Source organism: Microcystis sp. M169S2 (assembly GCF_020245865.1).
In the GTDB taxonomy this organism is placed as follows: domain Bacteria; phylum Cyanobacteriota; class Cyanobacteriia; order Cyanobacteriales; family Microcystaceae; genus Microcystis; species Microcystis ichthyoblabe_A.
Genome location: NZ_JADBUB010000216.1, coordinates 13,009 through 35,919, shown reverse-complemented (window position 1 = coordinate 35,919; position 22,911 = coordinate 13,009). Strand labels below are relative to the sequence as shown.

The window sequence follows — 22,911 nt, the reverse complement described above, 5'->3', positions numbered from 1 at the left end:
TTCACCACTTTTTTCCTAGCTTTTGCAGTCTTGAGGGTTCTACCCTTCCTGGTGTCTTTAACGTGATGGCACCACTCCGATTCCATCCCGAACTCGGTTGTGAAACTTCACCGTGGCCAAGATACTTGTCGGGTTGCCGACCGGGACAATAGCTCGATGCCAGGATTATTCTTTCTAACCCCCCAATCTGGTGAGATTGAGGGGTTTGGTTTTTAGGAAAAATCAGAGGATTTTAAATCTAAACCGCGCTCAAATATTGTATCTATGGCTAACATTTCTCCGTCGCTAGTCATAAATTTATGATCTTTGGTTGCTTGGATAGTTTGCCCATTTTCTAGGGTATATTCAAAGACCTCTTGTAAACCCCGCTCGTGCCATTGAGAGATTGGTTGACTATAAACAAAACCATTTTTATCTACACTATAAACAGTGCAGTTAACTTCTTCGCTCACAATTTTAGCAATTGGTAATAATCCGTATTCCTCAGTTAAAATTAACGTCTCACCTCCCAGACAATATTCGGCAAAATTTACCATCTGTTCAAAGAGATTTTCAGCGATTCTTTTTTCCACACCATTTTTAGCAGCACCATCGATAAACATCTCCCTTTGTTTCTGCATTTCGGAGGCTTTTTTCTTACCCATTGCCCGACGCAATAGATCCGCTTCTCCTAGGGAATAACCCGCTAAATCCTGCGCCATTTTCATAATCTGTTCTTGATAGACTAAAACTGCGTAGGTTTCCTTAAGAATTGGTTCCAATAAAGGATGATCATAACGAATGGGTTCTCTACCGTGTTTTCTGCCAATAAAGAGAGGAATTAATCCCGCATCTAAAGGACCAGGACGATAGAGTGCTAGGATTGAAGATATGTCCTCAATACCCGATGGTTTTAACTCTTTAACGATCTGTTTCATCCCCGACGATTCTAACTGGAAAATACCTTCTAAATCGCCTTCTTCTAGTAATCCGTGGGTTTTGAGAATATCGGGAGGTAGTTTTTTATGTTCCCCTTTGGCCCGAATTTGCAGGGCTTTTCTTTCATCTAAAGGCAATTGATCCAGATCAATTTCTATGCCCTGATTTTGTTTAATTAAATCGGCGGTTTTCTTCAAAGTGGTTAAATTTCTTAACCCTAAAAAGTCCATTTTTAACAATCCCAATGATTCTAAATCTTCCATGAAATATTGGGTAATTACCGCACCATCATTATTTTTCTGGAGAGGAACCACTTCATCTAAAGGCTGGGAAGAAATCACGACTCCCGCAGCATGAACTCCGAAGGTTTTGTTAGTACCTTCGATACGAATTGCCATATCTAACCAATGACGCACATGGGGTTCCGTATCGTATCTTTCTTTAAATGCTGGTTCGGGAGTTTCATCGGAAATCATCACTTTTAAAGGTGTGGGTTTACCGCGAGAAACGGGAATCATTTTCGCCATTTTATCCGATTCAGCGTAGGGAATATCTAATACCCGCGCCACATCTTTTAAGACAGCTTTTGATGTCATACGGTTAAAAGTAATGATTTGGGCAACATTAGCCTCCCCGTATTTTTCCGTGACGTATTGGATCATTTCATCCCGTCTCTCGATACAGAAATCTGTATCAATATCAGGCATAGATTTTCGTTCAGGATTGAGAAAACGCTCAAATAATAAACCGTGATGAACGGGATCAATATTAGTTATTTTTAAAGAATATGCTACCAAAGAACCCGCCGCAGAACCGCGTCCCGGACCGACGGGAATATCATGATCTCTAGCATATTTTATATAGTCCCAAACGACGAGAAAATAGGTAGAAAATCCCATTTTCTGTAACATTTTTAATTCGTATTCTAGCCTTTCTTTGTAAGTAGTTTCAATTTCGTGACGAGAAGGACATTTTAATCTTTCTAATAATCCTAACCAAGCAATTTCTTCTACATAACTATCAGCAGTATGTCCCGCAGGAACTGGATAGTTAGGTAGTCTTGGTTCATTAAATATGTTATAAGGTTCGACTTTTTCTGCTACTTCTAAGGTGTTATTAATCGCTTCTTCAATCACATCTTCTGGCAGATGATCACGGAAAAGTAAACGCATTTCATCAGCAGATTTTAAGTATTCTGTTCCGCTATAACGGAGGCGTTTATCTTCAGTAATTAACTTGGCAGTTTGAATACAAAGTAAGGCATCGTGTGCTTCTACATCGTAACAGGAAATAAAGTGAGAATCGTTAGTAGCAACTACTTTAATTCCTAATTCTTTAGCAATTTTAACTATTTCTACATTGACAATCCGATCTTCTTTAGAACCGTGGTCTTGAATTTCTAAATAAAAATCATCACCAAAAAGTTTTTTATACCATTTAGCAGTTTCCTTAGCCAGTTTCCTGTTATTAGCTAAAATCGCTTGGGGAATCTCTCCACCCAAGCAAGCACTGGTAACTATCAATCCTTCGTGGTATTGTTGGAGTAACTCTTTATTAATACAAGGACGAGCAAAAATCCCTTTACCCTGAATACCTTTCAGATTAGAAATAGTAGTTAATTTAACCAGATTTTTATAGCCTTGCGTGTTTTTGGCTAAAACAACTTGATGATATTTTCGGTGGCGAAGATTGACTTCAATATCGCCATTAACTACATACATTTCGTTGCCAATAATTGGTTTTATTCCCTTATTACGACAGGTTTTAATTAATTCGATCGCACCATACATGACTCCATGATCGGTTAAAGCGATCGCTGGTTGTCCTAATTCGAGCGCTCGATCAATTAGTGCCGGTAATTGGGAAGCACCATCAAGTAAGCTATAATCACTGTGAATATGTAAACCGACAAAAGACATAGTTTTTCAGGAAAAAGTGACAAGGAAAAGGGAAAAAAAACCAGAATTTACTTACTTTTAATTTTCAGCAATCACAGTCTATTTTTAGGGTTGATTGAGAATCCTATAGGGGAAAGAACTTTCTTCTAAATTAAACCATTGTTCTCGCAGTTTCTGGTTATCATTGCTGCCGACGACAGTATCAACAAATTTCTTCCATTCGGGATCGTTTTTGGGTAAAATACAGCCATAAAGTTCGGTGGTAATCGGTTGACGGGGTAGTAGCACAAATTGTCGCGGATCCTGTCCTTGTTTAACGATTTCCCCCAGTAGAAGAATTCCATCACTAACCACTGCTTTAACTTCTCCCCTTTGTAATTTTGCCACTGCTTCACTTCGATCGCTGACAGCTTGCCAATTAGCCAGAGGATAGATATAACGAATAATACTATCGGTGGTGGTGTCGGGAATATAGGCGATCGCAACTGCCGCTAAAGTGTTATTAATATCTATTTTATCAACATTTTCCCTTTTAGTTAAAAATTGCGCTCCTGTCATAAAATAGGGAATAGAAAAATTAACTTTTTCTAGTCTTTCTTCCGTAATTGTTGCCGCATTACAGGATAAATCTACTTGTCCCTGTTCCACTTGCTGAAAACGATTATTAGTCGTTGCTTCTGTAAAGTTTATTGTAACTGGTTTACCTAATTCTTGTTCTAATCGACGTTGGACTAAGCGCATTAATTCCACTCCGTAACCTGTCCATTGTCCCGTTTTCTCATCGATATAACTAAAGGGAGTAGCGTCTTTTCTGGCTGCCGCTTTTAATTCTCCCGTGCGAGCAATTCTTTGTAAAACTGTTTCTGCTAAGACTGATAAATGTAGGTTATTTATCAGTAAAAGACCTAGAAAAATCAACCAAAAGTTTTTAGACATATCAAGAAAGCAAGAAGGAGATAAGTAGAAAAAGCCAACCACCGACGTGCGATTAGCAAATGCTGCTATATTTTAACTACGATCCTCAAATAATCCACTCAAACGTTCTACTTCTGTTTGTGCTGTGTACATAGGAGTTCCAGCCAGAATTCCGGTAACATTGCGGAAAGGTTGACCAATGTGCATACCTTGATGATCGATCGAAAACTCACGAATATCCTTATCGTGCATAGAACCGCGCATTTTTAAAACAGTGATCCCGCGGCGCATTTCTCCATACATTTCCACATAACGCAGCAGAATAATTGAATCAGTAATTGTAGAAATATGCGCTTCTGTAATCGAGGAACCTCCTAATAAAGTGGGAGTGGTGGAAGTAAATAATCCTCCCACCTCTTTTTGCTTAATAAAAGAAGTCAAACCGATAATAAATTCCCGAAATCCTTTCAGATTAGAAACCCTTTCTAAAGCAGATAAACTATCTACTGCCACTCGATTAGGTTGAAACTCCTCGATAATTTCCTTCATCATAATTAAATGATTTTCTAAACCCGTAGTTTCGGGATAACGGCAGACTACTTTTAATTTACCTTCCTTTTCCATGCGGTCATAATCCACACCCCAACCGGTAGCATTTCTAAATAACTGTTCGCGACTTTCCTCGAAGGCAAAAATTAAACATCTTTCCCCATTGCTTACTCCCCCGGCCATAAATTCTGTCACCATCAGGGTTTTTCCTGTTCCCGTGGCTCCCGAAACCAAAATAACCGAATCGCGGAAGAAACCACCACCACACATTCTATCGAGTTCGAGGCTGCCGGAAGTAATACGAATATTAGAGGATTTTTGTTCTAATTCAATGGCTGATAAAGGAATAATCACGGCTCCTTTATTGGGAATAATTGTAAAAGGAAATTCTCCTTTTTGGTGATCGGTTCCCCGATATTTTAAAATTTCGATCGTCCTTCTTCTTTTCTCATCGGTTAAAACGTTGCGTAAAATCACCACATTATCGGCCACAAACTCCTCCACCCCATAACGACTGATTTCGCCGTATTCTTGGGTTCTTTCTGCGGTCATAATCGCTGTTACTTCCAATTCTCGCAAAGCGGTTGCCAGACGAAAAAGATCACTTCTCACTTGAGCGCTATCACTCAAATGGCTGAAAATTGCGCCTAAAGAATCCATAGACACCCGTTTGGCTTTATTTTTGCGGATAGCAAACTCAATGCGAGCGATTAATGCGCCTAGGTCGTATTCTCCCGTCACCATCGGCTTTTCTTCCGGTTGGGGTGAAGCATCGACAAAGGCCCATTGACGATTCTCCTCCCACTGCCGGATATTCCAACCAAAACCACCCATATTTTTTCTGAGTGCTTGGGGTGGCTCCTCGAAGGTGACAAAAACGCCATTTTCTCCATTTTTGATGCCTTCTGCGAGAAATTGACAGGCAAATACCGTTTTAGCACTTCCTGCCGTCCCCGCTATCAAAGTTGCTCGTCCTTTCGGTAATCCCCCTTCCGAAAGAAAATCAAAGCCGGGGATTCCTGTTTCTAACTTCTCAATCAACTCTAGGGGATTATCTTGCGTCATTCTAAGTTCTCTATGAAAACGAGCTAATGTTTATTGTACCTATTTCAGTGACCAGTGATACCAGAAATTGATCCCTAGTTTGAGAGTTTGAGCATTTGTAATAAAACTTCCCAGACATCGTTTAAATGCAGGACAGCTTCACCCAAGCATAAAGAGATTGGTTATATTCAAGGGAAACTATATAAGCAGGTAAATCTTAGCCACAATTAACCAAAACAGCAGCTAACTAATAGTTAGGATCAAAGTAAGTTTTGTCTTTAGTTGGTTAATACTATCCTTGACAACTTTGAGAGAGTTTAAGGTATAATCATAGGTGAGCCAAATATTTGTCATACTTATTTGCTCTACTATGGAACATACAACCGATAATAATCAAAATCAGCAAAAAACCGACAATCAACAAGAGAAAACAGCAACAGGGAAGAAACCCGTGCTGAAGATTGATTCTAATAAAACTATACCCTATATACAGGAAGGAGCCAAACCGAAAAATAGATAAATTCTGTTTATTTCAGGGTTAGTTCAGATGCGCCATTATTTGACGCATCTAAAGGAGAAATTAAGTAAATTTCTCTAACTACAAAGGAACTTGAGTAATCCAATCTTGATACTTTGGTTCCTGATTAAGAACGATAGAACTTAACTTTTCTTTTAACTGATAAGTAATCGGTTTATCTGCGGGTAAAGAAAAAGTTTCAATCTTTTTAATCGGAGTAATTTTTGCCGCAGTGCCACTTAAAAACACCTCATCAGAGATAAATAACTCCGTCTTATCTACGGGTCTTTCAATAACTGGAATACCCAAATCCCGCGCAATAGTTAAAACACTATCTCTAGTAATACCCTCTAGGATATCTTGGTCAAAACTAGGAGTAATTAGCTGACCATTTCTGATGATAAAAATATTCATTCCCGTCGCTTCACAGACTTTACCCTGAGAATTCATTAAAATTGCCTCATCAAACCCCGATTCTACCGCTTCCGTTTTTGCTAAAGCAGAAGTGATATAAGCGGCGCTAATTTTACCTCGCAACGGGAAACTTCTATCCTCTTGACGATACCAAGAACTAATCCGACAGTTAACCCCATCGGCTGCTAAATAATCATCCATTTCTAGACCATAGACTAGAAAATCCTTCTCGATACCATGCAATCGCGGAGCAATTCCCAACCCTGAACTATAGACAAGGGGACGAATATAAAAAGGTCGATGACACTGATTCTTTTTCACAAAATCGATAATTATTTCATAGATTTTATCAGCAGAAATCTCGTAATTAAGAAACTTAGCACTTTGACTTAAACGCTGACAATGACGTTCTAATCTAAATAATAATATCTGTCCCGGATTGTTAGGGTCGGGAGTACCTCGTAAACCACCGAAAGCGGCAGTTCCGTAGTGTAGCGCGTGGGTAGCAACGGATAATTTGGCCTCAGTAAAAGGGATAAATTTATTCTCAAAATAGGCGAGAGGAAGGAAAGGAATTTCGGCGGTAATAGACATTTTTTTGTTGATTTAACCAAGAATTAAACGGGATTTACCCATGCGGAAAAATTTTGTTTCTGGCTATTAGAAGGATTTTCTACCCTGATAATTTCATAGCGAATCGTCTGCGGGGTGGCCAGTGGAACAGCAAGGGTTCGCAATTCATCGAGATGAAAGACTGTTATCTGAATAATATCACCTGCGCGGTAGTCTTTTAATCTTTCGTTTAAGTGTTCCGCCGTCACCCGCAATCCATCGATAGCCAATAATTCATCATCAGCATTAATTCCCGCTTTTTGGCAAGGAGAACCCATCTCGACAAATTTAATTATTTCTTTACCCGCTTCACTCTGTACCCGCATTCCCAGATGAGGTATCGTCTCCCCATTGCCAACACCCCGCAGATAGAGTCCAAAAGGTTCAAGATATTCATTAAAGGGTAATTCTGCCAAACCGTCGATATAACGCTGGTAGAAGTCGCTTAAATCCACTCCCGCAGCCGATTCGAGAATTGCCTGCAACTCCCCATCGGTATAACCAATCTCCTCTTTACCGAAATGTTGCCACATCGAGCGTAAAACATCATCGAGGGAACGACGGTTATCGGTGTGGGTGCGAATTAGTAAATCGAGAAGCAGCGACAATAATTCCCCCTTGAGATAGTAGGAAATTTGACTATTATCGCTATTGCTATCCCGTCGGTAGAGTTTTATCCAAGCATCGAAACTCGATTCGCCTAGAGGTTGGACAAGACGGCCGGGTATATTGAGATAACGGGTGATTTCTTTGCTTAAAAGCTCTAAAAAAGTCTTACTATCGTATATTCCCGCCCGTAGAGGGATTATCATATCGTAATAACTGGTGGTTCCTTCGGCAAACCAGAGGGAAGAAGTATAATTTTCTGCGTCATAATCGAAGCTTTCTAAAGCTTTTGGGCGAATACGCTTGATATTCCAGAGATGAAAGAACTCATGGGCGACTAATTGCAGAAAACGATGATATTTATCCTTATCTCGTAATCCCAAACGCGCATAGTTAAGGGTACAGGAATTTTTATGTTCTAGTCCCCCGTAACCAGCCGCCGAAAGATGTAGCAAAAAGAGATAATTATCATAAGGGAGTCCACCGAACATAGCCGACTCGGTTTGAATAATTTTAGTGGTATCGGCGATAATTTGACTAGGATTGGCGTTTCCCCGTCCCCAGATAGCTAATTGATGGGGTTTTCCCTCGACGACAAAATCGTATAACTGATGAGTCCCCACTTCCACAGGACTGTCCACTAGGGTATCGAAATCGGGAACGTAAAAGGTGTTTTTCTGTCCGGGTAAAGATTTTAAGGCAGTGGTAACGCGCCAATCGCCATGGGGGGGGATAATTGTCAAGGTGAGGGGATGTTTTTGATAATCGGGGATATAGAAGAATAAAGCAGCCCCGTTGAAGTAACCGTGAGTATCATCAAGATGGTTGGTTCTGACGGTTAAATCGTGGGCAAAAACGCGATATTTGACCGTTATTTCGGAACTATTACCAGTGTCAATCTGCCAGTGATTTTTAGCAACTTTGCGACTGTTAAGGTTAATAGCTTGAAAATCTTGAACTAAACGGGAGTATTCCCGCACTAGATAGGAACCGGGAGTCCAAACCGGCATTTTTAGGTTTAAAATCGGAGCTTGCCAACCAGTAATCTGTAGAGTGACTTCAAAGAGGTGTGAAGTCGGTTCCGACATAGCCACTTGATAGCTGAGACTTAAACGAGTTGAGGAGATGGTAGCGGGGGAAATAAGACTGGTCATCGGCATTAAACAAGCTTTTAAGTTATTATAGCGGCAAGCTTTCGGCCAATTTACCCGGTTTCGCCGCCAAAAATCCGATGGGTTTCCAAGATTTGACCGAGCAGTTTTGGCACTGTAACCCCCGCAAATCCTGCGAGGGTTTTTTTACCGATTCAGCGTCTTTCTGCCGGGGGTGCGGGAGGAGCCACATCGGGGGGAGGAGTTACCGGTAGGGGAACAGAACGAGTTTCGGGAGCTGCCACATTGACGGGAACGGTAATCGGTTCGGCTGCTGCGGGGGCCGTATTTTGAGGACTAGGAGCAGCGGCGCTGGTAGGAGCAACGGTAGTACGCCGACGACTAGAACGGCGTTGGCCCGGTTCGCTAGTATTAGAACGGACAATAGTTTGCTCGCGACTTACCCGAACCCGTCGCCGTCTGCGGATAGGTCCTTCGGTGGGGGAACCCTCATCGCTGCTGGCTAAACGATTGTTAGTAGTTTGGGTAAAGTAGGTACGTCGGGGTTTAATTGGTTCCGCTTTTAATGTCACTGGACGTTTGCCTAAATTCGGTTCTGGGAAACCTTGATAGGGAATATCCTTGATTGCTTCTAACATAAATTGTCGCCACATCCAAGCGGACATGGTACTGGCTCCATTTGTGGGTTTATTATTGTCATTACCGAGCCAAATTCCCGTGACTAATTGGGGAATATAACCGACAAACCAAAGGTCGCGAGCTTTATCAGAAGTGCCGGTTTTTCCTGCCACCGGACGACCAATTTGTGCGGGGGTTCCCGTTCCCGAATTAACCACATCCTGCAGCATCCAAGTCATCGTCGCCGCCGTGTTTTTATTCAGAGCAGTTTTCGGTTTAAAATTGGCTTGATAAATTACTTTACCATTGCGATCGAGTACCTGATTAATACCGTAAACTGGTTGATGCACACCATTATTAGCAAAAGTGCCGTAGGCGCTGGTCAATTCTAAAAGATTGACTTCCGAAGCACCCAAAGCCAAAGAATAAGTGGGTAAAAGTTTCGACTGGATCCCCATATCTTGAGCTAATTTAATCACCGGATTCCAACCCACAGCCACTAACACCTGAACCGCCACCACATTCAGGGAAGAAGTCAAAGCATCGCGCATGGACACCTCCCGGCCGCTATACCTATCACCGTAGTTTTCCGGTTTATAACCATCCACCACATACTGAGCATCTTTATAATTAGAATAGGGGGATTTACCCGCCGCAATCGCCGCCGCATAGACAAAAGGTTTAAAAGTAGATCCCGGCTGACGTTTTGCCTGTGTCACCCGATTGAATTGATTCTTATCGTGGTCAATTCCCCCGACCATAGCCTTAATTTGTCCATTTTTGGGGTCAATTGCCACTAAAGCCGCCTGTTGGAAGTTCTGCCACTTGCCATAACGAGAAACCGCTCTTTCTACCACTTCCTCCGCTTCGCTTTGCCAACGAGGATTAAGGGTGGTTTTAACCACCACTCCCCCCGCTTCTAGGGTTTTAGCGGGAACCAGTTGCGGCAGTTCCTTTTCCACATAATCGGTAAAATAGGCCGCTTGCCGTTGCAGACGTTTTAGGGGACTGGTTTTAAGGCCTAGGGGAGATGCGAGCGCTTGTTCTGCTTGAGCGTTAGTAATAAATCCCACCTCGGCCATAGTTTTGAGGACGATATTACGCCGTTCTAGGGCAGATTTAGGGTTTTCGAGGGGAGAATAGAGACTAGGAGCGGGAACAATGCCTGCAAGGGTGGCAGCTTCGGCTAGAGTTAATTTATCGACGGGTTTACTGAAATATAACCAAGCGGCATCGGCAAGACCGTAGGCCCCGGAACCGAGATAAACTAGGTGGAAATAACGCTCTAAAATCTGGTCTTTTGTATATTTATCTTCTATTTTCTGAGCGATACGCATTTCGCGTAATTTGCGATCAAAACTCCTTTCTTGGGATAAAAAGACAATTCGGGCCAATTGTTGGGTGATGGTGCTGCCTCCTTCCACCACTCCCCCGGCTCTCAGGTTAGAAAAGAGAGCGCGAGCAATACCCTGGCCATCAACTCCCCCGTGTTGGCGAAAACGGCGGTCTTCACTAGCGATAAAGGCCTCCTGTACCAGTGGGGGAACTTGGGCAATTTTCACGGTTTCGTAGGTACTAGGGCCATTTTGCTTGAGGATTTCCCCATTAGCGGCTTGAATGGTTAGGGTGCCTGGACGAGCATAGGTTTGTATATCGGCGATATTTTGCGGTAAAGAGCTTTCAAGGCGATAAATGCCCCAACCTACCCCTAAAATGCCCCCAGTTACGCCTAATCCCAATCCCAAGTACAAGCCAAAGCGGGGATGTTGTCGCCATTGCGGTAAGGGGGAATTAGCGATCAGGGTAGTAAACTTGTTCTTTAAGGGTTTTAATGTCTCTAGAGCCTTGCTACTGGTTTGGGAGACTAAATTAACCTTTTTTTCTTCGGAAGCGGCTTCTACTGGCTTTTCCCCCGCAACTGGCGCAGATTTGGAGTCGATAGGATCGACTTTAGGGGGTTGCTCGGAATTCTCTAATTTATTAGCGAGATTATGAAAAAATTGACTAAGTTTTTGTTTGTATTTCATGTTAGTTGAGCGGGTGAGGGAAGTGGGGAAGTGGGGTGTGGGGTGTGGGGTGTGGGGTGTGGGGAGAATAAATAAAAATAATTTCCCGACGACCGACTCCTGACTCTTTAAAGATCGCTAAATTGTCGCCACCATTGCTGGAGAGGATAATAGAGGAGGGGAGTCCAGAGACTACTAAGCAGAGCAGAAGTGAGGCCAATGCGTTGATAATCGAGCCAAAGATCAGCGAGATTTTTGCCTCCTTGTAGATAGTATTGAAAAGCGATCGCACCATCAGTGATTAAAGTCATAACAAAGACAATTAAGACCACGGCGATCAATTCTTCTTTAACATAACGTTGTCGGTGTAAACGGGAAGTAAGGAAACCGATCAGACCAAAAACCATGATATGGGAAGGATAATTAGAGGTTAAACTATCTTGAATAGCGCCGATCGCTAATCCGGCCACCACACTATCGAGACAAGAGCGATTGAGACTCCAACTAACCAACCAAATCAGTAACCAATTGGGAGCGATGCCTAAAATCTCCATTCCGGGTAGCCGCATTAAGGAAAGAAAGGTACAGAGAAGCAGTGAAGCGATAGTGACTAAAATATTCAGTATAAAACGAGAACGGGCTGATAAACGGCTTAATTTCAGCATAATTCCCCCTCTCACTGCTGGGGTTGCGGGTGAACGAACACCCATTCGAGATTGTCCACGGTGGCGGTAAATTCAATTTTGGCGGTGGGGGCGGGATTTTCCTGTAAATTAAGGGAAATTATGCGACCGATGGGCAACCCCGGCGAAAAAAGACTACTAAAAGCCGAAGTTGTCACCACATCTCCCGGTTTGACATCGGGAGCTTTTTCAAAAAAGCGCAGGGTGGCGACTTGGGAATTCTGACCTTGAATTAAACCCATGGCTCGACTACGATTCACCGTTGCTCCGATGCGACTTTGGGAATTACTGACCAATAAAACTTTGCTGGTGTGGGGAGTAACTTCTGTAATCCGTCCCACTAAACCGCCAATTCCCGTCACCGAAGCACCCACTGGCACACCATCGGCGCTACCCCGACCGATAATTACCTGTTGCCACCAATCATCGGCGCTGCGGCCAATAATTGGGGCAGAAATCAGGGGTTTTTTCTGGGTTTGATAATAACCAAGCTGTTTTTTTAATTGTTGATTTTGATATTCGACTTCACTTAAACGATTTTGTAATTCTCGCACCCGTTGGTCGGCCAGAAGTTGCTCTTGCAGATTAGTTTCCTCTCCCTGAAAAGGGCGGGTTAATAAACCATACAATTCTAAAATCGCCCCACTTTGATAGGTGCGAATGTACCAAGCTCCCCCCAAAGCGGCAGCGAGCAGCAAAAGTCGCCATCTCTGCTGTGTCCATTTTCGTCGTGCTGAATACATGAGCGATTTTAAACCTCTTGACTGTGTAGAGTGAGAATCCGTGAATTTTGCCGCTAACCTAGCCTAGTGACCTTTAGACATTGCGAGTTGTTTCATTAACGATCCGCTCAAAGAGTTTCTGATTTTTTAACACTTCTCCCGTGCCTTTGACCACACAGCGCAGGGGATCTTCAGCGACATGGGTAACGATACCGGTTTCGTGACTGACTAGACGATCAAGTCCCCGTAATAAAGCACCTCCTCCCGCTAACATGATCCCGCGATCGATAATATCAGCAGCCAATTCGGGGGGAGTTTTTTCTAGGGTACGTTTGATCGCATCAACGATCACGGAAAGTGGTTCATCCATACTTTCCCGCACTTCTTCCGCTTTGATCGTCACGGTGCGGGGTAAACCGGACATGAGATGCAATCCCCGCACTTCCAGAGGAGGAAATTCATCTTCGGGGGAGGGATAAGCTGAACCAAGGCGAATTTTAATATCTTCGGCTGTACGTTCCCCGATAATCAGGTTATGGACTTTTTTCAGATAGGCGATAATTGAGTCCGTCAGTTCATCCCCAGCGACGCGCACCGATTCGCTGATCACGGTCCCATCAAGACTGAGAATCGCCACTTCCGTAGTGCCACCACCGATATCGATGATCATATTTCCCGTCGCTTCCGAGACGGGTAAACCGGCACCCAAGGCCGCCGCAACGGGTTCATCAATTAACCCCACTTCTCGGGAGCCGGCATTTTTGGCCGCATCCACCACCGCGCGTCTTTCTACTCCAGTAATCCCACTGGGAACACCGATTACCATGCGGGGATTGCCAATCGTGCCATCGAGCGCTCGTTTGATAAATTCCGCTAACATGATCTCGCAACTGTAAAAATCGGCGATTACCCCATCGCGCAGGGGTCGCAGCGCGGTGACATGACCTGGAGTGCGACCGAGCATTTTTTTGGCCTCCTCCCCGACAGCGATCGGGTTACGATCTTGATCGATCGCCACTACCGATGGTTCCTCTAAAACGATGCCTTTCCCCGATACATAAACGAGGGTGTTTGCTGTACCCAAGTCTATACCTATGTCCCTTGATAAGCCTAGTCCTCTAAAAAAACCCACTTGTTTTCACTCCTGTTCTGATCAATAAAACGTTGCTATAGCTAGACTTTCGATCGAATCGACTTGGATTTTATTACGTTTTGTTTCTCAAGTCTAGTTAATTATCGCTTCTTTCTCTCCGGATTTACCCAGGTCTTTGCCCGAATTTTCTCCCTAGCCACCGGTCAAGGCTAAGGTTTCGGGCTAAAATGAACATACTATTGTACTAAATTGAGGATTTAAGACCATGAGTGTAAATCTGGTTCATTTGGTCGGACGAGCGGGGAGAGACCCAGAAACCAAGTATTTCGAGTCGGGTAAGGTTTTATGTACTTTCACTTTAGCGGTTAATCGTCGCTCTAAAAATAGCGATCAGCCGGATTGGTTCGATCTGGAAATTTGGGGTAAAACGGCGGAAGTGGCCGCTAATTATGTGAAAAAAGGCGGTTTAATCGGGATTAAAGGGTCTTTAAAAATGGATACTTGGAATGATAAAAACACGGGATTAGCTCGCTCTAAACCGGTGATTCTCGTCGATCAATTAGATTTACTCGGTTCTAAACGCGATAGTGAGGCTAATTCCGAGCGAGAATTTTAAAGCTTGAGCGGCATTATCTCCAGCTTTTAGGTGTGTTAGCTTCTAGTAACACACCCTTATTTATTCTCAAATTGACTGGAAAAATATTGCTGTAAATCTGGTAAAATTTCTCTATAAATAGCTGTATTTATCTCTAGATTACAGCCAAGAATAGAATTAAAAGGGATAATTTCCACCACGGAATTACTATAAGCAATCCCTTGTAAAGTCCTGACAAATTGAGCAGTCCAGAGATTTTCTTCTAGGGAAATATTTTGTTTTTTTAACCAGCCGATCAAAGCCGAGCGCCCGATTCCGGGTAAAATATCAGCAGTCAGCAGGGGACTGTACCAGCAATTATCTTTCCATCCCCATAAATTGCCGGTGCTAGTTTCTAACCAATTCCCCAATCGATCGACTAATATCGCCTCTTTTGCTCCTTTTTTTTGAGCAGTTTGTGACGCTAACCAAGGGGTTAAATAATTACCAGTTTTATGTTCTCCTAAAATGCGTTGCCAAGCGGGATTATCTATTACCCAGCCAATAATTCCTTGCTCTTGTCTAAGGCTTAAATCTTCGGGTAAAAATCTGCCTTTAATCCACTCCCGTCCATCGGGAAAAATTGTGATTCTCAGGACAGGATAGAATCGGGATAATTCTTCGGCTCCTTGGCGAATTCGCTGCCAATCGGGATCGGACCAGTAGAAAACTTGTAAACTAGAGTGCAGACGTTTGATATGTTCTTGCCAATGGGTCAGGGGATGATCTAAGCTGTGTTGATAGATACGCAGGGTAGTAAAGAGTGTGGCTCCATAAAGCAGTCCAATATCATCAATACCCAGACTTATTCGCTCATCCTCGATTAATTCGCCATTATACCAATACATAATCAGTTATCAGTTATCAGTTATCAGTTATCAGTTATCAGTTATCAGTTATCAGTTATCAGATTTGAGTTTTAAGGATCTTCTAGAGTAGTTATGATATTTTAGCAGAAAATAATGGTTCTTCGTTACTTGGTATGGTTCGATCAGGGGGCATAAATAGGCTAAATCCTTATCTGGCAAGGGACTTAATTGATTAGCTCGTTCTAGATTGAAAACAATTGGCAAAAATCGCAGCCATGTCTTTCTATATAAGGGTTTCACCCCTTATAACTCCCGTCCATTGCATAACACAAACCGAAGAACCAAAATAATCAAAGCTTTTTGCTTGGTTGGATTCTAGGCTATTTAAGGGATTAGGCTCATTGAAACTACTAATTTGGTATAACCAGTCTAGGAGAGCCTTACTGATTACTGTTTACTGATTACTGATTACTGTTTACTGTTTACTGTTTACTGTTTACTGTTTACTGATAACTGACCTAGCTTATGAACCGTCAAAAATTCACTTGGGGATATTCTAGCTATAAATTGCGTCAAAGAGAAAATTTTAAAGAATTTCTGTGTTTACTGGGATTATTAATAGCGGCCTTAATTATCTATCTAGTGGGATTAGGTAATTTACCCTTGCGGGATTGGGATGAAGCGACCATCGCTCAGGTAGCCAAGGAAATTAGCCAAACCCCCCTGGAACAATTGCGCTGGTTATTTCCCAGTTTTTGGGGTGATCCCTACCTGAATAAACCGCCCTTGATTCATAGTTTGATCGGTCTAACCTACCATTTTTGGGGCATCAATGAGGCCAATACTAGACTAATTCCCGCTTTTTTTACAGCTTTATCGGTGCCGCTTCTCTACCTTCTCGGTCGAGAAATTTTTCCGGCTCGTTTGCCAGCTTTACTGTCGGCCTTGATCTATCTAACTCTTTTGCCGGTGGTGCGCCATGGCCGTTTAGCCATGTTGGATGGAGCGGTATTGTGTTTTGAAATGCTGATGTTTGTTGGTTTACTGCGCTCACGGCGCGATTTACGCTGGTCTGTGGGGGCGGGGTTAGGATTTGCCCTCCTTTGTCTGACTAAGGGTATTATGGGGCTATTATTGGCGGGTATCGGCTTTATTTTTCTGCTCTGGGATACCCCCCGGTTATTAACTTCTGCCTATTTTTGGTCGGGTTGGTTATTGGGAGCAACTCCCGCTTTTGCTTGGTATAGCGCCCAATTTTGGCACTACGAGCGGGAGTTTCTCGATTCCCTTTTTGTTCAACAGTTAAAGCGAGTTAGTGATGATCTGGACAATCATCGCGGACCGTTTTGGTATTATCTGCTGGAAATTCTTAAATATAGTTGGCCCTGGTTAATTTTCTCGGTTTGGGGTTTACGTTTAGCCCGTCAGGAACATCTCTACAGTTGGGCGAAGTTACTGTTAGTTTGGACGGGTGTTTATCTGCCGGTGGTTTCGGTAATGGCAACCAAGTTGCCTTGGTATATTCTGCCGATCTATCCAGCCTTGGCTTTAGCGGCCGGTTATGCCTTGGCGCAGCTGGGTAATCTTCCCATCGATCGTCCCTATAATCCCATCTGGTCAATTATTCTGGGTATTGTCGGCGTTGGGGCGGGTTTATTAGCTTTAATCGCCTATTTTCCTGGTAATTTTGCCCCGATCGAACCGATCCATCCCTTAATTCTTTTAACCTTATTATCACTTTCCCTGACCATGGTGACAACGGCGATTTTGTTAGCCCGGCGCTCGCAACAATTCATCGTAATTTTACTCTGGGGAATGTTGGTTTCTTTGTTTATTTTTGTCAATTCTCCCCTGTGGATCTGGGAATTAAATGAGAATTTCCCCGTCAAACCGGTGGCGAGTTTAGTGCAGAAATATGTGCCAGCCGATCACCCTGTTTATATTGCTTTTGCCTACGAGCGCCCCTCGTTAAATTTTTATAGTGGTCGTCGGGTTTTTCCCCTTGCTACTGAAGAATTAATCAATCATTGGCAAAGTCACAAGCAACCTTACCTAATTATCGATCGTCAAACCAAAGAAGCTACTGATTTAGAAGGATTAAAGGCGATCGGATCTACGAATTCCGGTTGGTTTTTGGTGACGAAGCAGTAGTGAGGTTAATTTTGTGCATACTTTCGATAGCAAATTAGCTTCCGCTTTATCTTGCTGATTGCTGATTTGAAATATTACAAAAATTTTACAAGTTGCGTTAAAATCACCCCTAGCGATGAAACGCAGCACTTTTGTAATTGTTGAAACCGAGATTAATATGCTAAATAGGTCAATTACGGCCGAGAAAACCGAGGAATTCGCTCCTGCTGACCTGCTAGACTGCACCGATAGCTTTGTTAACCGTCATATTGGACCGACGGAGACGGAAATCGAGAAAATGCTGGCGGTTTTGGGTGTTGCTACCCTTGAGGAATTAATCGCTAAAACTGTCCCGTCAGGAATTCGTTTACAAAAAAGCCTTAATCTACCACCTGCCTTGAGTGAATACGCCGCTCTTGCCCAATTAAAAGCGATTTCCTCAAAAAATCAGGTATTTCGCTCCTTTATTGGCATGGGCTACCATGACTGTATCACCCCGCCAGTAATTCTCCGCAACATCTTAGAAAATCCGGGTTGGTACACCGCCTATACTCCCTATCAAGCGGAAATCGCCCAAGGACGCTTAGAAGCTCTCTTAAACTTCCAAACTCTTATCACTAGCTTAACCGGTCTGGAAATTGCTAACGCTTCCCTCCTCGATGAAGGAACAGCAGCCGCAGAAGCGATGAGCATGAGTTATGGACTATGTAAAACTAAAGCCAATGCTTTCTTTATCTCTAGTAGTTGCCATCCCCAAACGATTGAAGTTGTTAAAACCAGAGCGATTCCTTTAGGCATTGACATTATTATTGAGGATCATCGTCTCTTTGACTTCCAAACGCCGATTTTTGGCGCACTATTACAATATCCAGCCACCGATGGCGTAATTTATGACTATCGGGAATTTATCGCCAAAGCGCAGGAAAATGGGGCTTTAGTCACCGTTGCCGCCGATATTCTCAGTTTATCCCTGTTGACTCCCCCCGGCGAATTGGGGGCTGATATTGCCGTGGGTAGCAGTCAACGCTTTGGGGTTCCTTTAGGTTATGGGGGTCCCCATGCTGCCTATTTTGCCACCAAAGATGCCTATAAACGCAGTATTCCGGGGCGCATTGTCGGGGTATCGAAGGATAGTCAGGGTAAACCCGCACTACGTTTAGCTTTGCAAACCCGGGAACAACATATCCGCCGGGATAAAGCCACCAGTAATATTTGTACCGCACAGGTGTTACTAGCGGTGATTGCTTCCATGTACGCGGTCTATCACGGACCGGAAGGAATCAAGAAAATCGCCCAAAGAGTGCAGAAATTAACCGCTTTATTGGCAACTGGCTTAAAAAAGTTGGGTTATCAAGTGGGGAAAGAACCGTGCTTCGATACGCTCAAAGTTACGGTATCCACGGGAGTTAAGGACATACTAGGGAAGGCAAAAACCCATAAGATTAATCTGCGTTATTTTGATGAGAATAATCTAGGAATTAGTCTCGATGAAACCACCACTCTCAGGGATGTGTGGGATTTATGGCAAATTTTTGCGCCAACCGAGGAATTGCCCTTTACCACGGCGGAATTAGTCGAGAAAATTAGTCTAGAATTACCCGCTAATTTAACCCGTACCAGTGCCTATCTTACCGAACCGGTGTTCAATCGTTACCACTCGGAAACGGAATTACTCAGATATCTGCACCGTCTGGAAACAAAGGATCTAGCCTTAAATACTTCCATGATTCCCCTCGGTTCCTGTACGATGAAACTCAATGCCGTAGCGGAGATGATTCCGGTAACTTGGGCAGAATTCGGCAAATTACACCCTTTTGCTCCGATTGACCAAGCAGAAGGCTATCAACTGCTCTTTCAACAGTTAGAGACTTGGTTAGGGGAAATTACCGGGTTTGACGGCATTTCTCTACAACCGAACGCCGGTTCTCAGGGAGAGTATGCCGGTTTACAGGTGATCCGAGCCTACCATGAAAGTCGCGGTCAAGGTCATCGTCAGATTTGCTTAATTCCTGAGTCCGCTCACGGGACTAATCCTGCCAGCGCCGTTATGTGTGGTATGAAAGTAGTGGCGGTTAATTGCGATTCTCGGGGCAATATTGATATTGATGACTTAAAAACTAAGGCCGAAAAGCATCAGGATAATCTAGCAGCTTTGATGGTGACTTATCCTTCCACTCACGGCGTTTTTGAAGAGGGAATTAGCGAAATTTGTGCCTTGATTCATCAATACGGTGGTCAAGTGTATATGGATGGCGCCAATATGAATGCTCAGGTGGGTTTATGTCGTCCGGCGGATTTTGGCGCTGATGTCTGTCACTTGAATCTCCATAAAACTTTCTGTATTCCCCACGGTGGTGGCGGACCGGGTATAGGACCAATCGGAGTAAAATCCCATTTAGTGCCTTTTCTGCCCGATGTTTCCCTAGTTTCGGCGAAATTATCCCCAGAAACCGCTAACGGTAAGCATCAGGACTCGATTGGGGCAATTTCGGCCGCGCCTTGGGGTAGTGCCAGCATTTTGGTGATTTCTTGGATGTATATCGCTATGATGGGGGCAGCAGGCTTGAAAAAAGCGACAGAAGTGGCAATTTTGAACGCTAATTATATGGCTTTTCGTCTGGAGTCGGCCTATCCAGTGTTATTTAAGGGTAGCGCGGGAACGGTTGCCCACGAGTGCGTGATTGATTTACGTCCCCTGAAAAAACAGGCCGGCATCGAGGTGGAAGATGTGGCAAAACGCTTGATGGATTTTGGTTTCCACGCGCCGACGGTTTCTTGGCCGGTGGCGGGTACAATGATGGTGGAACCCACGGAAAGCGAATCTTTGGGCGAATTAGACCGTTTTTGTGAAGCTTTGTTAACTATCTATCAAGAGGTACAAGCGATCGCTAATGGTAGCATGGATCCCCACGATAATCCCTTGAAAAATGCCCCCCACACAGCCGCAGTTTTAACTGCCGATGATTGGAGTCGTCCCTATTCCCGTCAACAGGCAGCCTACCCGCTTTCTTGGCTACAAGATTATAAATTCTGGCCGGTAGTGGGACGGGTTGATAATGCCTACGGGGACAGAAATCTGGTTTGTTCCTGTGAGGGGATGGACGCTTATAAGTAGGGTTTGCTGAAAAAGCTTTTCCTGGGGGCAGGGTGTGGGGTGTGGGGTGTAGGGTGTAGGGTGTGGGGTGTGGGGTGTGGGGAGAATAAAGCTGCCTCCTGACTCCTATCTCCAGCAATCCTATCTCCTGATTCCTGACTCCTATCTCCTGTCTCCTGACTCCTGACTCCTGACTCCTGACTCCTGACTCCTAACAAAGGACTATTTTAAACACCTCTTGTGCCACTCGCTCGCAACTGCCTACTGTTCCTAAACCGGCTTTAGTTTCTGCGTATTCATCTAACATTTTTTGGCGACGTTGCTGATTTAATAATAGGTCTAGACATTCCTGCATAATTCTCTCTGGGTTAGCTTCCTCTTGTAATAATTCGGGAACAATTTCTCGCATTAAAACTAAATTTACCGGTGAGACAAATGGTACAGAAAACTTCATAATATTGCGGGCAATCCAAGCAGTAACTGCACTTAAACGGTAAACCACCACCTGCGGCACGTTTAACAAAGCAATTTCGAGATTAACTGTACCAGACTTAGCCACAGCCAGATCGGCTGCTGCAATCGCTTCTAAAGTCTGATCTCGTTCCATAATCACCGCATTTAATCCATATTCCTTCACTAATTCTCGCATTTTTGGTTCGTATAAAGCTAGGGGAACGGGAATTAAAAACTTAATATCGGGAATTTTTTCCTGTAATTTTTTAGCAGCAGCGCACACCGTCGGCACGAGATATTTAAACTCCTGTTGACGGGAAGCAGGTAATAAGGCGATTACCGTTTCTTCGGGTTTTATTGCCCATTTTTGCCGCATTTCTTGCCGATTGGGAGCATTGGCCATACGATCAACTAAAGGATGTCCCACCCAAGTTACTGGTACACCTTTTGTTTCAAAAAAACGGGCTTCAGCGGGAAAAATTGCCAATAATTTATCCGTGACGGCGATTAATTTTTCCGTATTAAATAACTTTTCTGCTGTGGCCCTGAGTTTAGCTGAGGGGATATTTTCTTCCGACCAAATCCACACCTGTGGGGCAATATAATAAATAATTGGGACATCGGGAATAATTTTTTTAGCCGACTGACCGATCGCCACATTTGCCCCCACATAATCAATTAAAATAATGATATCAGGGGGATTATCTCTAAAAAACTCTTTTGCTCGTTTTTGTAGTTGTAAAGTTGGCCAAATAAAGGGGATAGATTCAATTAATCCCATGGCAGCCAGTCGAGTGGTTTTACCCAACATTTTCGCCCCGGCTAACTCCATGCGATCGCCACCTAGTGCAAAAATTTCTAACTCAATTGCCTGGGTTTTAGCTAGTTTAAAAAGGGATTCAATCAGCATGGCTGCCTGTAAATCACCCGATACCTCACCCGTACTAATAAATATACGCATTTGGATAATTATTTGATAATAAAAGAATTCAGGAGTTAGGAGTCAGGAGACAGGATTGCTGGAGTCAGGAGATTATTTTTATTTATTCTTCCCACTTCCCCACACCCTACACCCCACACCCTACACCCCACACCCTACACCCTACACCCTACACCCTACACCCTACACCCCACACCCTACACCCCACACCCTACACCCCACACCCTACACCCCACACCCTACACCCCACATACTGTTCCTCAATCAATAAGTTATTTCCCCGGAATTAAACCGCGACGTTTTTCTCCCGTGGTAGAGGATTGTAAAAATTGACAGAGATGTTGAACATGGGGGTTATCGGTTAAGAGAGAAACTTGTTCTAAAGCCTCCTGAAGATTTATATTAGAACGATAGATAATCCGAAAAGCTTTTTTCAGTAAAGCTAAATCTTCATCGGTAAAACCTGCTCTTTGTAACCCGACTAAATTAAGAGTTCGCACGCGACAGGGATTGCCTTCCACTAAAGTAAAAGGGGGAACATCGCGATCAATACGACTCATTCCTCCTAACATGGCCATTTTGCCAATATGAACAAATTGATGTACTCCTAAAACTCCCCCGATAACTGCTTTTGATTCGATCTGGACATGACCAGCCAAGGCGACACTATTAGCGATAATAATGTTATCTTGTAAAATACAATTATGGGCAACGTGAACATAGGCCATTAATAAATTATTATTGCCAATTTGGGTAACTTCTCCCGTATCCGTGGCACGATTAATCGTGACAAACTCGCGAATTTGGTTATGATCACCAATTTCTACGCTACTTTCGCCCCCTTTATACTTTAAATCCTGTGGTTCATTACCAATAACAGCCCCAGAAAAAATATGATTACCCTTGCCAATTTTGGTCGGACCCTCAATGACCACATGGGCATCAATAATTGTATCAGCTTCAATTTCCACATTGGCCCCGATCACAGCATAGGGACCAACTTTAACCTTGGGATCAAGTTTTGCCGACGGATGGATAACCGCAGTGGGGTGGATTAACGTATTCAAAGGGAAGTCTCCCGCGCTCAACTTCGTCACTGTATGAATCATGGTATAGCTTATCCTATATTGGACAGATTGTGATC

At 43.5% G+C, this 22,911-nt stretch carries 18 protein-coding genes and 1 rRNA gene; 6 read left to right on the top strand and 13 right to left on the bottom strand.

The window, feature by feature from the left end; genetic code table 11:
- Positions 1-47: 47 nt before the first annotated feature.
- Positions 48-165 (top strand): 5S ribosomal RNA (rrf, locus tag IM485_RS19970).
- A 47-nt stretch (positions 166-212) separates the two neighbouring features.
- Here the strand turns inward: rrf and IM485_RS19965 are convergent.
- The 3 genes from IM485_RS19965 to kaiC form a co-directional block, all read right to left on the bottom strand.
- Positions 213-2,837 (bottom strand): DNA polymerase III subunit alpha, encoded by a 2,625-nt coding sequence (locus IM485_RS19965; protein ID WP_104397995.1) that lies wholly within the window; start codon positions 2,835-2,837, stop codon positions 213-215.
- Positions 2,838-2,921: 84 nt separating this feature from the next.
- Positions 2,922-3,752, bottom strand: a complete 831-nt coding sequence (locus IM485_RS19960) for an amino acid ABC transporter substrate-binding protein (protein WP_104397996.1) — start codon at positions 3,750-3,752, stop codon at positions 2,922-2,924.
- 72 nt (positions 3,753-3,824) lie between these two features.
- Positions 3,825-5,345 (bottom strand): circadian clock protein KaiC, encoded by a 1,521-nt coding sequence (gene kaiC / locus IM485_RS19955; RefSeq protein ID WP_104397997.1) that lies wholly within the window; start codon positions 5,343-5,345, stop codon positions 3,825-3,827.
- Between the two features lie 349 nt (positions 5,346-5,694).
- On the opposite strand from kaiC, the gene IM485_RS19950 reads away from it, so the two are divergent.
- Entirely contained in the window at positions 5,695-5,844 is a 150-nt protein-coding gene (locus tag IM485_RS19950; RefSeq protein WP_192576023.1) for a hypothetical protein, read from the top strand.
- Between the two features lie 78 nt (positions 5,845-5,922).
- Here IM485_RS19950 and IM485_RS19945 read toward each other — a convergent pair whose 3' ends face one another.
- The 6 genes from IM485_RS19945 to IM485_RS19920 form a co-directional block, all read right to left on the bottom strand.
- Complete coding sequence (locus tag IM485_RS19945) at positions 5,923-6,849, bottom strand: branched-chain amino acid transaminase (protein WP_104397999.1); 927 nt, start codon at positions 6,847-6,849, stop codon at positions 5,923-5,925.
- Between the two features lie 23 nt (positions 6,850-6,872).
- Positions 6,873-8,633, bottom strand: coding sequence for a M61 family metallopeptidase (locus IM485_RS19940; protein WP_287745171.1), 1,761 nt, complete (start codon positions 8,631-8,633; stop codon positions 6,873-6,875).
- A 146-nt stretch (positions 8,634-8,779) separates the two neighbouring features.
- A complete protein-coding gene (locus tag IM485_RS19935; RefSeq protein ID WP_287745169.1) occupies positions 8,780-11,230 on the bottom strand; it encodes a transglycosylase domain-containing protein in 2,451 nt (816 codons plus the stop codon).
- A 107-nt stretch (positions 11,231-11,337) separates the two neighbouring features.
- On the bottom strand, positions 11,338-11,919 hold the full coding sequence (gene mreD / locus IM485_RS19930) for a rod shape-determining protein MreD (protein ID WP_287745168.1): 582 nt from the start codon (positions 11,917-11,919) through the stop codon (positions 11,338-11,340).
- Positions 11,886-12,635: a rod shape-determining protein MreC gene (mreC, locus tag IM485_RS19925; protein ID WP_103112919.1), complete on the bottom strand. Its 750-nt coding sequence runs from the start codon at positions 12,633-12,635 to the stop codon at positions 11,886-11,888. Before mreC ends, mreD begins: the two co-directional genes overlap by 34 nt.
- A gap of 73 nt (positions 12,636-12,708) precedes the next feature.
- Positions 12,709-13,746, bottom strand: a complete 1,038-nt coding sequence (locus tag IM485_RS19920) for a rod shape-determining protein (RefSeq protein WP_104398003.1) — start codon at positions 13,744-13,746, stop codon at positions 12,709-12,711.
- 226 nt (positions 13,747-13,972) lie between these two features.
- Between IM485_RS19920 and IM485_RS19915 the strand changes: the two genes are divergently transcribed.
- Positions 13,973-14,323 carry a single-stranded DNA-binding protein gene (locus IM485_RS19915; protein WP_002761658.1) on the top strand — a complete coding sequence of 117 codons (351 nt, stop codon included), beginning with the start codon at positions 13,973-13,975 and terminating at the stop codon, positions 14,321-14,323.
- Positions 14,324-14,379: 56 nt separating this feature from the next.
- Here IM485_RS19915 and IM485_RS19910 read toward each other — a convergent pair whose 3' ends face one another.
- A complete protein-coding gene (locus IM485_RS19910) occupies positions 14,380-15,189 on the bottom strand; it encodes an aminotransferase class IV (protein ID WP_287745165.1) in 810 nt (269 codons plus the stop codon).
- Positions 15,190-15,675: 486 nt separating this feature from the next.
- Here IM485_RS19910 and IM485_RS19905 point away from each other — a divergent pair, with 486 nt between their 5' ends.
- The gene (locus IM485_RS19905) at positions 15,676-17,301 is read left to right on the top strand and encodes an ArnT family glycosyltransferase (protein WP_287745164.1); all 1,626 of its coding nucleotides are present in this window, start codon (positions 15,676-15,678) and stop codon (positions 17,299-17,301) included.
- Positions 17,302-17,416: 115 nt separating this feature from the next.
- On the top strand, positions 17,417-20,395 hold the full coding sequence (gene gcvP, locus IM485_RS19900; protein ID WP_287745162.1) for an aminomethyl-transferring glycine dehydrogenase: 2,979 nt from the start codon (positions 17,417-17,419) through the stop codon (positions 20,393-20,395).
- Here the strand turns inward: gcvP and IM485_RS19895 are convergent.
- Positions 20,386-20,592, bottom strand: coding sequence for a hypothetical protein (locus tag IM485_RS19895; protein ID WP_287745160.1), 207 nt, complete (start codon positions 20,590-20,592; stop codon positions 20,386-20,388). The genes gcvP and IM485_RS19895 overlap by 10 nt on opposite strands.
- Positions 20,586-21,788, bottom strand: coding sequence for a lipid-A-disaccharide synthase (gene lpxB / locus IM485_RS19890; RefSeq protein ID WP_287745158.1), 1,203 nt, complete (start codon positions 21,786-21,788; stop codon positions 20,586-20,588). Before lpxB ends, IM485_RS19895 begins: the two co-directional genes overlap by 7 nt.
- A 55-nt stretch (positions 21,789-21,843) precedes the next feature.
- On the opposite strand from lpxB, the gene IM485_RS19885 reads away from it, so the two are divergent.
- Positions 21,844-22,038, top strand: coding sequence for a hypothetical protein (locus IM485_RS19885; RefSeq protein WP_287745156.1), 195 nt, complete (start codon positions 21,844-21,846; stop codon positions 22,036-22,038).
- Between the two features lies 1 nt (position 22,039).
- On the opposite strand, the gene lpxA is transcribed toward IM485_RS19885, so the two are convergent.
- Positions 22,040-22,876: an acyl-ACP--UDP-N-acetylglucosamine O-acyltransferase gene (gene lpxA, locus IM485_RS19880; protein WP_002764806.1), complete on the bottom strand. Its 837-nt coding sequence runs from the start codon at positions 22,874-22,876 to the stop codon at positions 22,040-22,042.
- Positions 22,877-22,911: the final 35 nt, after the last annotated feature.

What these genes read in the sequence shown, in the direction of transcription:
- IM485_RS19950 (WP_192576023.1), top strand. Translation starts at nt 5,695, where the DNA reads ATGGAACATACAACCGATAATAATCAAAATCAGCAAAAAACCGACAAT.
- gcvP (WP_287745162.1), top strand. Translation starts at nt 17,417, where the DNA reads ATGAAACGCAGCACTTTTGTAATTGTTGAAACCGAGATTAATATGCTA.
- mreD (WP_287745168.1), bottom strand. Translation starts at nt 11,919, where the DNA reads ATGGGTGTTCGTTCACCCGCAACCCCAGCAGTGAGAGGGGGAATTATG.
- IM485_RS19940 (WP_287745171.1), bottom strand. Translation starts at nt 8,633, where the DNA reads ATGCCGATGACCAGTCTTATTTCCCCCGCTACCATCTCCTCAACTCGT.
- IM485_RS19915 (WP_002761658.1), top strand. Translation starts at nt 13,973, where the DNA reads ATGAGTGTAAATCTGGTTCATTTGGTCGGACGAGCGGGGAGAGACCCA.
- IM485_RS19965 (WP_104397995.1), bottom strand. Translation starts at nt 2,837, where the DNA reads ATGTCTTTTGTCGGTTTACATATTCACAGTGATTATAGCTTACTTGAT.
- IM485_RS19960 (WP_104397996.1), bottom strand. Translation starts at nt 3,752, where the DNA reads ATGTCTAAAAACTTTTGGTTGATTTTTCTAGGTCTTTTACTGATAAAT.
- mreC (WP_103112919.1), bottom strand. Translation starts at nt 12,635, where the DNA reads ATGTATTCAGCACGACGAAAATGGACACAGCAGAGATGGCGACTTTTG.
- lpxA (WP_002764806.1), bottom strand. Translation starts at nt 22,876, where the DNA reads ATGATTCATACAGTGACGAAGTTGAGCGCGGGAGACTTCCCTTTGAAT.
- IM485_RS19945 (WP_104397999.1), bottom strand. Translation starts at nt 6,849, where the DNA reads ATGTCTATTACCGCCGAAATTCCTTTCCTTCCTCTCGCCTATTTTGAG.
- IM485_RS19905 (WP_287745164.1), top strand. Translation starts at nt 15,676, where the DNA reads ATGAACCGTCAAAAATTCACTTGGGGATATTCTAGCTATAAATTGCGT.
- kaiC (WP_104397997.1), bottom strand. Translation starts at nt 5,345, where the DNA reads ATGACGCAAGATAATCCCCTAGAGTTGATTGAGAAGTTAGAAACAGGA.
- lpxB (WP_287745158.1), bottom strand. Translation starts at nt 21,788, where the DNA reads ATGCGTATATTTATTAGTACGGGTGAGGTATCGGGTGATTTACAGGCA.
- IM485_RS19910 (WP_287745165.1), bottom strand. Translation starts at nt 15,189, where the DNA reads ATGTATTGGTATAATGGCGAATTAATCGAGGATGAGCGAATAAGTCTG.
- IM485_RS19935 (WP_287745169.1), bottom strand. Translation starts at nt 11,230, where the DNA reads ATGAAATACAAACAAAAACTTAGTCAATTTTTTCATAATCTCGCTAAT.